Source organism: Arthrobacter gandavensis (genome assembly GCF_015355785.1).
GTDB lineage: Bacteria > Actinomycetota > Actinomycetes > Actinomycetales > Micrococcaceae > Arthrobacter_B > Arthrobacter_B gandavensis_A.
Genome location: NZ_JADKYW010000005.1, coordinates 898,793 through 910,817, shown reverse-complemented (window position 1 = coordinate 910,817; position 12,025 = coordinate 898,793). Strand labels below are relative to the sequence as shown.

General features: G+C 66.4%; 10 protein-coding genes. 3 read left to right on the top strand and 7 right to left on the bottom strand.

The genetic code is table 11. The annotated features are described in order from the left end of the window. Positions 1 to 20: 20 nt before the first annotated feature. A complete protein-coding gene (locus tag ITX31_RS09360) occupies positions 21 to 1,100 on the bottom strand; it encodes an ABC transporter permease (protein ID WP_194783121.1) in 1,080 nt (359 codons plus the stop codon). 179 nt (positions 1,101 to 1,279) lie between these two features. On the opposite strand from ITX31_RS09360, the gene ITX31_RS09355 reads away from it, so the two are divergent. From ITX31_RS09355 to ITX31_RS09345, 3 genes are all read left to right on the top strand, one after another. After that, on the top strand, positions 1,280 to 2,617 hold the full coding sequence (locus tag ITX31_RS09355) for a sensor histidine kinase (RefSeq protein WP_194783120.1): 1,338 nt from the start codon (positions 1,280 to 1,282) through the stop codon (positions 2,615 to 2,617). Next, positions 2,610 to 3,254, top strand: coding sequence for a response regulator (locus ITX31_RS09350; RefSeq protein ID WP_194783119.1), 645 nt, complete (start codon positions 2,610 to 2,612; stop codon positions 3,252 to 3,254). Before ITX31_RS09355 ends, ITX31_RS09350 begins: the two co-directional genes overlap by 8 nt. Before the next feature lie 132 nt (positions 3,255 to 3,386). Further along, a complete protein-coding gene (locus tag ITX31_RS09345; RefSeq protein WP_194783118.1) occupies positions 3,387 to 7,064 on the top strand; it encodes a thioester domain-containing protein in 3,678 nt (1,225 codons plus the stop codon). Between the two features lie 67 nt (positions 7,065 to 7,131). Here ITX31_RS09345 and ITX31_RS09340 read toward each other — a convergent pair whose 3' ends face one another. The 6 genes from ITX31_RS09340 to ITX31_RS09315 form a co-directional block, all read right to left on the bottom strand. Beyond that, positions 7,132 to 7,446: a hypothetical protein gene (locus tag ITX31_RS09340; RefSeq protein WP_194783117.1), complete on the bottom strand. Its 315-nt coding sequence runs from the start codon at positions 7,444 to 7,446 to the stop codon at positions 7,132 to 7,134. A gap of 143 nt (positions 7,447 to 7,589) precedes the next feature. Then, entirely contained in the window at positions 7,590 to 8,396 is an 807-nt protein-coding gene (locus ITX31_RS09335) for a DUF427 domain-containing protein (protein WP_194783116.1), read from the bottom strand. Positions 8,397 to 8,551: 155 nt separating this feature from the next. Continuing rightward, positions 8,552 to 8,728 carry a hypothetical protein gene (locus ITX31_RS09330; protein WP_194783115.1) on the bottom strand — a complete coding sequence of 59 codons (177 nt, stop codon included), beginning with the start codon at positions 8,726 to 8,728 and terminating at the stop codon, positions 8,552 to 8,554. A gap of 184 nt (positions 8,729 to 8,912) precedes the next feature. Then, on the bottom strand, positions 8,913 to 9,368 hold the full coding sequence (locus ITX31_RS09325; RefSeq protein WP_194783114.1) for a hypothetical protein: 456 nt from the start codon (positions 9,366 to 9,368) through the stop codon (positions 8,913 to 8,915). Between the two features lie 56 nt (positions 9,369 to 9,424). Next, positions 9,425 to 10,258: an aldo/keto reductase gene (locus ITX31_RS09320; RefSeq protein ID WP_194783113.1), complete on the bottom strand. Its 834-nt coding sequence runs from the start codon at positions 10,256 to 10,258 to the stop codon at positions 9,425 to 9,427. Between the two features lie 33 nt (positions 10,259 to 10,291). Then, positions 10,292 to 12,010, bottom strand: coding sequence for an alpha-glucosidase (locus ITX31_RS09315; protein ID WP_194783112.1), 1,719 nt, complete (start codon positions 12,008 to 12,010; stop codon positions 10,292 to 10,294). Positions 12,011 to 12,025 lie beyond the last annotated feature (15 nt).

Below are 12,025 nucleotides of genomic sequence, written 5' to 3'. Positions count from 1 at the left end.
GGTGGAGTGCCGGCAGCGGGTCAGTTCCCGCCCAGCGCCAAGAGGGGGTCAACCTTGGTGACGCGGCGGACGGCGAGCGCTGCACCCGCAAGGCCGAGGAGGAAGACGCCGGCAACCGGCAGCACCGCGGTGGCGGCGGTGGCAGCGAAAGGAGCCGCCGTGGCTGCCACCTCACCGGCAGCGGCACCGAGCAGGCCTCCCGCTGCAGTTCCGGCAGCCAGAATGGCGGCGGCCTGGACCAGCGCGTCACGCAGCACATAGGAGCGGGTTGCGCCCAGTGCCCGCAGTACGGCGATGTCCCGGGTGCGCTGCAGTGTCCAGACGGTTAGGAACGCGACGATCACCAGGGCGGAAATGCCGTACAGGAAGGCCTGCATCATCAGCAGGGATCCGTTCTCGGAGGAGTAGGCAGGCAGGGCCGACAGGCTGTCGGACCGTTCCAGGCTGGTGGTTCCGGCGGCGCTGTTCGCGGCGTCCATCGCGGCGCCGTCCCGCGTGCCGCCGTCGTAATCCACGGCGAGGACGGTACCGGCGACGTCCGGTTCGGCGTGGGCCGCGTCCTTCCAGTCGGCGAGCGAGATCCAGGCAACCGGGGTGTGGCTGTACCACTGGTCCTCGACCACGGCCGCAACCGTGAACGGCTGGCCGTTGACGGACGCGTCCGAACCGGGCAGCAGCCCGAGGTCATCGGCGAACTGCCGGCTGATCACGGCCCTCCCCGGTGCGAGGCCCTCCGGGGCAATCCTGCTGCCGGGGTTCGCTCCGAAGATCGCCGCGGAGGCCGTGCCACCGGCCTGGATGCGTCCCTGGGTGATGCCCAGCGGCTCGGCACTGCTGACACCGGGCGCTTCCTGCCACGCCTGCTGCTGCCCGGGAGAGATCGAGGACTCGGTAAAGGACGCATTGGGTTCGGTTCCCGCGGGCGCGCCGAAGACCACCTCGCCGGCAGGGAGCGATTTGATGCTGGAGGTGGACTGGTCTGACAGGCCGGCAGTGAGGCCGGAGAGCATCACAAGCAGGAAACTGATGAGCGCAACGACCGTTCCCATCAGGGCGAAACGGCCTTTCGCGAAGCGTATTTCTCGCAGGGCCAGGTACATGTGGATTGTCCTTTGATCGTGTAGGAACCGGTTTTCCGGGATTTCCCCTGTTTCAACTCTTCCGGCGGCAAGGCTGTCCGGCATCGGTGGACCGTACGGTCCACGGGCATCGAATGGTGCAGGGGACGGTCAACCATTCGGTTGATGCGGTGCTGGGGCCCGGTGGCTAGGCTGGCGGTATGTCCGCTGAGTTGGGCCGGCCGCGGGCCGGCGAGCGGGTCCTGCGCGTGCTGCGCCTGGCCCTGCACGTCGGGTTCGCCCTCCTGCTGGCCGTGGCGGTTGGGCGGATGCTGCTGATGGCTCCGCCGTCCTGGAAGTCCGTTGTGGCGCTGCTGTTGTCCGCGGTGCTGGCCGTTGTCTATGTGGTCGGCACGGTGGCTGAAAAGCGGGCGTCCGACGGCGGCCGGGGGCGCCGGGCGCTGCGATTCGATCCGGAGCGGCACGGTTTGGCCTGGCTGGCGGCGGTCACCGGTCTCTGGGCCGTGCTTCTGATACTCAGCCCGGACTTTTCCTGGCTGGCCTTTCCGCTGTTCTTCCTGCAGCTGCATTTGCTGCGCCTGCGGCCGGCGCTCCTGACCGTTGCGGTGACCACGGCCGCCGTCGTTGCGGCGCAGTGGGCGCATGCCGGCGGGTTCCACGGCGCGATGCTGCTGGGCCCGCTCATCGGGGCGGGGTTCTCCGTCATTATGGCGCTCGCCTACCAGGCGCTGTACGCCGAGGTGACCAACCAGGGCGAAGCCCTGGACGAACTGCGCCGCACCCGTGCAGAACTGGCACGCAGCCAGCGGGAACAGGGAGTGCTGGAAGAGCGCGAGCGGCTGGCCCGCGAGATCCACGACACCCTGGCCCAGGGGCTGGCCAGCATCGTGCTGATGAGCCGCTCTGCCCGGGAAGCCCTGGACGGCGGGAACCTGGGGACCGTGCGGGGCCGGCTGGACACCGTTGAGGGCACCGCTGCTGAGAATCTGGCCGAGGCCCGCCGTTTTGTCCGGGACCTGCGCGAACCGGAGAATGCCCGGGGGTCGCTGGCGGAACGCCTGGCCCGGGCCTGCCAAGCGGTGCAGGAACGTGCCGCTGCGCAGGGACGGGAGCTGGCCTGCAGTTTCCGGCTGGAGGGTGCCCCGGTACCGCTGCCGGCACCCTACGAAGTAGCCGTGCTGCGGGCAGTGCAGGCCACGCTGGCCAATGTCCTCCAGCATGCGGACGCCGGCCGGGCCGTGGTTACGCTGGCCTTCCTCAGCGGGGACATCACGCTGGATGTTTTCGACGACGGCCGGGGATTCGATGCGGCCGCTGAGCGTGCCCGATCGGGTCCGCGCCGGGACGGTACCGGCTACGGGCTCATCTCGATTGCGCACCGGGTCGAAGCGCTGGGAGGCAGCCTGGATCTTGAATCAGCTCCGGGGGAGGGCACTGCGATAGGAATCCGGCTACCGCTGCCGGAAGCACGGCCGGCTGCGGCTGCAGCAAATCCGCAGGGAACCGCTCCAGGCGCGGAAGGTGAAAGCCGTGGCTGAACTGCGGGTGCTCCTGGTGGATGACCACCCCGTGGTGAGGGCAGGCCTGCGGGCCATGTTCTCCGGGTTCGAAGACGTCTCCGTCGCCGACGAAGCGGCCAACGGGGATGAGGCACTGCGGATCCTTGACCGGGAGTTCGCGGTAGGCGGGAAAATCGACCTCGTGCTCATGGACCTCCAGATGGCACCTGGCATGGACGGGGTCACGGCGACCCGGCGCATCAGGGAGCAGTACCCGAACCTGCCGGTGCTGGTCCTGACCACGTACGACACTGACGCAGATATCCTCGCCGCGGTGGAAGCAGGTGCCAGCGGCTACATGCTCAAGGACGCTCCGCCAGGCAATATCCGGGATGCAGCCCGGTCAGCTGCGGCAGGGCAGACCGCCCTGGCGCCGGAAGTCGCCGCCAGGCTGATGGGACGGATGCGCAACCCGGTTCCCTCCCTGAGCGCCCGCGAGATCGAGCTGGTGGAGCTCCTCGCCACCGGCATGTCCAACCGCGCCATTTCCCGGCGGCTGTTCATCAGCGAAGCCACGGTCAAGACTCATCTGGTCCACATCTACGAGAAGCTCGGCGTGGACAACCGCACCGCTGCCATTGCGGTGGCGCGGGAGCGGAGGATTATCCGCTCCTAGCGGCCGGAGATCGGCCGCCCCTCTAGTGACTCGACGGGCACATGACTAGTCTCGGCGGCCAGGGTAGGAAACAAGGGTCCCAACTTCACCCCGGGAACATTTCCGCCTCATTACTCGCACCTGAGGGGAACCATGAACACTCAGCAGTCTCCTGTCCGCCGAGGAACCGTCCGCCGAAAGCTGCACGGAAGGTTCAGGGGCATAGCCGTCCTGGTGCTGTCATTCCTGCTGCTGCTCCCCTTCGCAGGCCCGGTTCAGGCGCGCATAGGCGAACCAGTCCGGAACGATCCGGTGGGCACCTCCGAAGAGACGGACATCGTCATCACGTCCCTGGGATTTGGGCAGGCCGTCAACGGGGCGCTGCCGCCGGCCGGCACCACCTGGCCCATCGATTCCTATCCCACGTCCATTCCCGCCGGCTACGAAACAGAGAATGTTGACTTCGCGGGAATCATCGAGACCCAGGACGCCCAGGGCACCACCACCGCCCAGATGTACTGCATCGACCTGCGCACTTCTACCCGCGTGGGCATCGGCTACGTCAACGGCACCTGGTCCGAGGCCAATGTCCCCAATATCGGGTACGTGGAGCGGATCCTGAATACCTACTACCCGTCCTCCAACCTGCCAGCGGGGCTCAACAACAACCAGCGGGCGGCGGCAGTGCAGGCAGCCATCTGGTTCTTTACCGACGGCTACGTGGTGAGGCCCGGTTCCCCGATTTACTCGGCCGTGGCCGGAATCGTGAACGCGACCATCGCCGCCGGCCCCCAGACCGAACCTCCGGCACCGGATATCTCCGTCACTCCTGCCACGGCAGAGGCCTCGGTGAACGGCGTGGCCGGTCCCTACACCGTGCAGGCGCAGGAAGGCGCCGAGATTAACGTCAGCGTGTCCGACGGGTTCACTCTCTATGCCGACGCAGCCGGCACCGTGCCCATCACCAACCCGGTTGAGTCCGGGACCCAGGTATGGGTGAGAAGCGATGCCGGAGACACGGGGCCGGCCACCATCCTGGCGCAGGCGGCGGTATCGGTTCCGACAGGAAACGTGTACCTGTACGACGGCGCCACGTCAGGAACCACCACCGCCCAGAAGCTGATCCTCGCCGCCACCCGGACGCTGACCTCCAACGCCACCGCGCAGGCGGAGTTCTTCGAAGTTGGTTCCCTCGCCGTGACCAAGACGATCGACGGTGCGGCAGCCGGCAGCCAGGGAGCCGTAGCCATCAGCATCGACTGCGGCGAGGGCTACCAGTTCACGTTCAACATCGATGCGGGGACCACGGGATCCGTCAGCGAGACCTTCAACGAGATTCCGGTGGGATCCACCTGCACCATCACCGAGCCCACCAACGGAGCCACGGCTACCGTAGCGGTGAGCACCGTCCTGCCGGACCCGGTGGCCATCACGGCAGGGACCACCGCGACGGCCACCGTCACGGACACCTACACCTTCGTACCCGGAACGCTCTCCGTGGGCAAGACCATCGCCGGTGAAGCTGCCGGCGCCCAGGGCGAGGTAGTTCTCACGGTGGTCTGCACCTCAGGCGAAACGCAGGTGGTCAATGACACCATCACCATCCCGGCCAACGCCACGGAGGTCACCCCCACCGAGTACGGAAACCTGCCCGCTAACACCAGCTGCGTGGTCACGGAAACCAGCAGCGGAGAAACCACCAGCATCGCTGTGGAGACCACAGGTACGGGCACGTACACCGTTCCCGCCGCCGGCAGTGTCCAAGCCGCCGTCACCAACACCTACACCTTCAGGACCGGTGTCCTGGGAGTCCGGAAGCTGATCGAGGGCGCAGCCGCGGGTCAGCAGGGCCCCGTGACGCTGAACGTCGTCTGCACCGGCGCCTCTACCCTCAACGAAACGATCACCATCCCGGCGGGAGCAACCGAGACCGATCCGGTGGAATACACCGGCCTGCTCGCCGGCACGAGCTGCACCGTCACTGAAACGGCCAACGGGTCCAGCACCGAGATTGGCGTCGAGACAGTGTTTGAACCGGCTACGGGTACGGTCACCATTCCTGCGGAGGACGGTGTGGAAATCACCGTCACCAACACCTACACGGTGAACCCGGGCTCATTGACTGTCTCCAAGGCCATCGCCGGAGCAGCGGCGGGACAGCAGGGTGAGGTACAGATAGACATCCTCTGCCGGCTCGACGACGTCACGACCTTCAGCACTTCGGTCACGATTCCGGCGGGGACTACCGCACCGCAATCGCAGACATTCACGGACATCCCGGCCGGCAGCGCGTGCGCAGTGACGGAGTCGGCCACCGGCGAGACTGACGAGATCGCCGTCGTCGTCGACCTGCCGGACACCGCGACCATCCCGGCGGGAGGCACGGCAACTGCCGCGGTCACCAACACCTACACGCAGAAACCCGGCATGATCACGGTCTATAAGAATTTCGATGGTCCGGCTGCCGGCAGCCAGGAAGCTGTCCTGGTTGAGGTCACCTGCACGCTGAACGGGGCGACCGTCCTGGAGGAGACCTTCCAGGGCCCGCCGCAGGCGGCTTCCCCGGTCTTCGGCCGCTTCCTGAACGTGCCGGCGGGGGCATCCTGCTCGGTAACGGAACTGGAGGACGGCAGCACCCCGGCCATCCTGGTGGAGACGGATCTTCCGGATCCGTTCACCGTTCCTGCCGGAGGTGACGTCGAGGCCACCGTCACGAACACCTATACCTTCGCTCCCGGATCAATCTCCGTGAGCAAGGTCATCGACGGTGAAGCGGCCGGGAACCAGGACGACATTGTCCTGCAAACGGTCTGCACCCTGGACGGCGAAACCGTCCTCGACGAAACGTTCATCATCCCGGCAGGTTCCACCGGTACTGAATCGACCCAGTATGAGGACCTGGCGGTAGGCACCGAATGCACCGTCACCGAGACGCAGGACGGCGCAACGGAAACGGTTGGCGTCAGCACCGTGCTGCCGGACCCGGTAACCATCGCGGCCGGTGCCGGGGTTGAAGCCGCAGTCACCAACACGTACACCTTCAATCCCGGTTCGCTCAGCGTCAGCAAGGTGATCGACGGAGAAGCAGCCGGAGCGCAGGAGGACATTGTCCTGGGCATCACCTGCTCATTGAACGGCGAGACCGTGCTGGACGAGACGGTCACGATTCCCGCCGGAACCACCGGTACCGAAACGCAGGAGTTCGAGGACCTGGCCGTGGGTACCGAGTGCATCGTCACCGAACCCGGCACCGGAGCGACAGAGACCGTGGGAGTCACCACGGTCCTCCCCGATCCGGTGACCATCGCGGCCGCGACGGTCAGTGAAGCGACGGTGACGAACACCTACACCTTCAATCCCGGAACCCTCGTCGTCACCAAGCAGATTGCCGGTGCGGCTGCAGGGCATCAGGGAGAAGTGGTGCTGAACGTGGTCTGCATCCTGGCCGAGGAAACGGTGCTGGATGAAACGCTGACCGTTCCGGCCGGAGCCACCGGCGAGGTGATGTCCACGTTCGGCGGGCTGGCCCAAGGCACTGAGTGCGAGGTGACTGAGACGGCAACGGGAGTGGCGAGCGGGCTGGAAGTCAGCACGGTCCTTCCCGAACCGGTTGGCATCAGCGCCGCCGGGGCATCCGAGCTGCGCGTCGTCAACACCTACACCGCAACGCAGCCGGCACCGCGTCCGGCACCGGATCGGCCGGGCAAGAACCGCCTGCCGTCCACGGGCGCTGAGTTTGCCGGAGGCTTCCTGGCCCTCGGTGCCGGCCTGATCGCGGCCGGCGGAGCCAGCGTAGCTGCCGCTAAGCGGCGCCCGGGCCGCAGGAGCTAGCCCTAAGCTGGCAGGGAACGTAACAGGACTGGGCGGCCGGGGAACCGGCCGCCCAGTCCTCTTAGCCTCATTCGGGGTTTTCCGGGTCCTTGTCCTTGGAGCCGGGAACGGCGCCGAACCTGCGGTTGACGCCCGAGCCGTGTCCCATCGAATCGGGATTGGGTTTGCCCGCGATGATCATTAGCAGGAACGTCAGCAGGCACACGATGAACGTGATGCACCCGGCTGCCAGCCCCAGCTGCCAGCGCAGTTCATTCTCGGCGCCGCCCGTGGAAACCACCGCCGTCGTAATGGCCACGAATCCGGCGATGACTCCGGAAGCGATGACGGGGACGTTGCCGTAGGCGGGCCCGGTGCCCTGGGTCCCCTTGGTGTCAGCCATGATCCTCAGCTCCTGAACATAGTGCGTGCTGTTCGGTGCGTAGCCGCTTCAAGCGACCTGTGCCGCCGATTCTTCCACCGCCTCCGGGAGGCTGGAAGGGCCGTGGCCGTCTGGACGCAGGCCAGGCAGCAACCAGACAGGGTTCAGAACTTGAAAAGGGCCGCGATTTCGCGTTTCTGTCCGTCCACGAAGACGTCGGTGCGCTCGTCGTAAAAGCAGACACGGTCCTGCAGCTGCGCTGAGTCGGGAAGTATCGACTCATAGGACCAGGCCAGGTCTTCGCCCTCCGGCGTCCCCGCCACGGACCAGTACCTCGCGGTTCCCTTGTAGGGGCAAACGCTCTGGGTGGCCGTGGGCTCCAGGAGCCGCCAATCCACGTCGTCGCGCGGATAGTAAGTGCGGACCGGCACCATGGTCTCGTAGACGAAGAGCGGATGGGCGGTTTCTGCCAGTGTCTGCCCCCTGAACTCCACGCGCGACGCTCTGGAGGATTCCCGGGCGTCCACCCGGTGGAAAGGGTCGCGCGGGTGCCCCTTGATCTCCTGGTCCTCTTCGAGCCACTGGTGGAATGCGGAGAAATCCAGCAGCACGCGCCCGCCAAGATCGGGGTCGTTTGGCATAAACGCTGCAGCGGGCAGGGTTTCCGCTGCGGCAACAAGGTCAAAGGCCGTGCCTCCAGTTGTGTGCACGGAGAAAGGAAACCGCGGATCCATGACCGGAGCGGGACGGAGATCGGCTGCAGGGGCAGAGGAGGGAACCACATCGGCGGCCAAGTCAGCGGTTGGCACCGCGAAGATGGGGGTTACACGCCCCGGTTCCCAGACGAGCAGTGCATCCGTCGTGTCCAGGACCAGGCCGGACTCCAGCCGGGCGCGGATGCGCCGGGCGGCGGGCTCGAAACGCAGCTCCGGCAACAGGTTGAACCAGGTCCGGCTCAATTTCAGTGCCATACCTCGATGGTGTGCCTGCCGCCGGGATGAGGCAAGGCCTCTCCGGAAATGCGCTGCCGGGCGGCATTTCGGTTCATGCTGCCATCCCACCGCGCGCAGCAAGAAGGGCCGCAGGCGATTGCCTGCGGCCCTTTTTACGGGTTTTCCGGAACGCTCTAGACCTGCGCCTCAACGGCAGCGGAAGCTGCCGTGCTGGAGAGCGCGGGAGCGGTATCGAAGCTCAGTTCCACGGCGGATACTCCTCCGGCCACGAGGGCCGAGGCTACCGCGATGCCTGCGAGGAGAGCGGTTGTCCGGTGTGAAGTCCGTTGGCTTGTCCGGGTCTGGAACATGGGTATGTCCTCCTTTCCAGAACGGGGATGGGACCAGCACGCAGGCCGGAATGCCCGCGCCGCTGTGCCTCTCTTAAGGCTACGGTGCGCAGCATGCCCAGTTGCATAACACAGCTCACAATCCGGGGATTTACCGCCGTGGTGTTGGCCACGGTGCAGTGTGCCCCGGACTACGTCTGCGGTGTCAGTGCCGGCGGAGGTTCCGCAGCGCCTGCCAGGCTCCCGTGGACCACAGCGCCCAGATCACCAGCAGCGGCTGGAAGAACAGGCGGATAAACCGTTTCTGGTCGGTGTCCAGGCCAAAACCGTCCGTCCGCGTGACGTACTGGGAGATATTGCCCGGGAAGATCGCGATAAAGAATGCCGCTGCGGCCAGCCCGACGGGCACCCTTCGGCTGGGCAGGAGGGCCAGGGCGGAACCCACCCCGATCTCCGCGATGCCGGACAGCAGCACTACGGTGTCCTTGTCCAGTGGAACCCAGCCGGGCACCTGGGCCTGGAATTCCTCGCGGGCAAACGTAAGGTGGCTGGTTCCGGCGAAGGCCAGGAACAGGCCCAGCACGACGGCGGCGGCCCGGCGCAGGCGGCTGGTCCGCGGTGCGCGGGCGGTCAGGGTATGGATCAGGGCGCTGCGGGACATGCCCTGACGCTAGCGTATCCGCCTGCCGCCGGAAAGCACGGCGGCAGGCGGCCGGGTCAGTGGCCGAAGCTGTCGGAGTCCAGAATCCCGGCGTCTCCGGTGTCCAGCGCCGAAAGGTCCGCGATGTCAGCTTCTTCCAAAGCGAAATCGAAGACCGCCAGGTTCTCCGCCAGGTGCGCCGGTGACGAGGCTTTCGGGATGGGAACCAGGCCCTGCTGGACGTGCCAGCGCAGCACAATCTGTCCGGGGGTCTTGCCGTACTTCGCGGCGAGGGCGGTGACTGCAGTGTCCTCCAGCAGCCCGCCGTCCCGTCCGAGCGGGCTCCATGACTCGGTGACGATGCCGAGCCTGTTGTTCGCCTGCCGGGACGCTTCCCGGACGTGCCGGGGATCCACCTGGATCTGGTTCAGGTCCGGGACCACTCCGGCCTCGGCGAGGCGCTGCAGGTGTGCCGGCTTGAAGTTGGAGACGCCGATGCCGCGGATCATGCCCTCTTCGAGCAGTTCCGCCAGGCCCAGGACGGCTTCCACGTACCGGTCCTGGTCCGGGTTCGGCCAGTGCACCAGGAGCAGGTCGATGTATTCGGTGCCGAGCTTCTGCGCCGATGAGGAGAATGCACGGCGGACGCCGTCGCGGCTGTGCCACTGCTTGTTGAACTTGGTGGTGATGACCACTTCGCTGCGGGCGATGCCGCTGCGCCGGATGCCTTCGCCAACACCGACCTCGTTGCCGTAGTTCTCTGCTGTGTCGAACAATCGGTAGCCGGCCTCGACTGCGGCGGCAACGGCGTCGGCCGCCTGTGCATCGTCCATAGGCCACGTGCCCATTCCGAGGGCGGGCAGCTCGAGGCCGTTGCGGAGGGTGACGGTGGGGGCGGCGGAGTTCGGCATGGTGCTTCCTTTCACTCTGGCTGTCGTTCGAGCCTAGCCAGACCAGCTCTGCGTTGCAGAAGCGTCCAGGACCCGCACCTCCCACGGGCGCAGTTCTGCGGAGTCCCCCAGCTCGGCGTAGTTGCCCAGGAGCAGCGGCCCGTCCGGGGCAAGCCCCGGGGGGACCTCCAGGACTTCCCCGGACACGTTGGCAAGGACCAGCCAGGAGGTGTCATCGAGGCGGCGGCGGTAGGCGAACAGGCGCGGGTGTTCAGGGGCCTCCAGATGGAAGTCGCCCAGGACCACCACATCCTGGGTGTGCCGCAGCCGGATGAGGTCCTGGTAATACCGGAAGACCGACTTTTCCGCTGAACGGTCCGCCTCGGTGTTGATGCGCCGGTGGTTCGGGTTGACGTCGATCCAAGGCTGTCCCTCGGTGAAACCGGCGTTCGGCCCGTCCGTCCACTGCATCGGGGTGCGCGGGTTGTCCCGGCTCATGGCCCGCAGAGCCTCCAGGGCTTCCTCCGGGGGCGTTCCCTGGGCCGTGGATTCTGAGTAGAAGTTCAGGGATTCAACATCCCGGTACTGTTCAACCGTGGTGAAGCCGGCGTTGGTCATGCCGATCTCCTCGCCCTGGTAGACGTACGGCGTGCCGCGCTGCAGGTGCAGCAGGGTTGCCCAAAGCGTGGCCGATTCGTACCGGAACCCGGCGTCGTCCCCGAACCGGGACAGATGCCTCGGCTGGTCATGGTTGCTCAGGTACAGGCTGTTCCAGCCGCGGTCCGCGAGCCCGCGCTGCCAGCGGTTCCAGGAGGTCTTCAGGTCCGGCAGGCTCAACGGCCGGTAATCCCATTTGCGTCCACCAATCTGGTCCAGGCTGACATGTTCGAACTGAAAGACCATGTCCAGCTCCGCCCGGTACGGGTCGGTGTAGAGCAGTGCCTGCTCCACCGTGGCCCCGGGCGTTTCACCCACCGTGAGGAAGCCGCCGTCGCGCCCTTCGAACACCTCGCGGCGCATCTCCGCCAGGAACTCATGGATGCGCGGCCCGTTGGTGAAATGCGGGGAACCGTCGCCCCAGATACTGCCCGGCCCCACCAGTCCGTCCGGAAGCGCCGGGTCCTTGGAGATGAAGTTGATGACGTCCATCCGGAACCCGTCCACCCCGCGGTCCAGCCACCAGCGCATCATCTCGTACACCTTGTGCCGGACGGCGGGGTTTTCCCAGTTCAGGTCCGGCTGGTGCGGGGTGAACAGATGCAGGTAGTACTGCCCTGTTTCCGGCTCGTACGTCCAGGCTGGTCCGCCAAAGTGCGAGCCCCAGTTGTTAGGTTCGGCGCCGGGTTCCCCCGGTTCGAAGCCCGGACGCGCGTCCCGCCACCAGAAGTAGTCCCGGTACTTATTGTCCCGTGATGTGCGGGCTTTCTGAAACGCCGGATGTTCGCTCGAGGTGTGGTTTACCACCAAGTCCATGACCAGCTTCATGCCGCGTACATGGAGCTGCCCCAGCAGTTCGTCGAAGTCCTCTTCGGTGCCGAACAGCCGGTCGATGCGGCGGTAGTTGGAAATGTCGTAGCCGTTGTCCCGCTGCGGCGATTCATGGACCGGGGACAGCCAGATGACGTCCACGCCCAGGTCCTGCAGATAATCCAGATGCGCAAGGATGCCGCGCAGGTCCCCGATCCCGTCCCCGTTGCCGTCCGCGAAGCTGCGCGGATAGATCTGGTAGACGACGGCGCTGGTCCACCACGCGGGCTGGTGCGGATCGGTCATGGCCGGGTTTCCTCT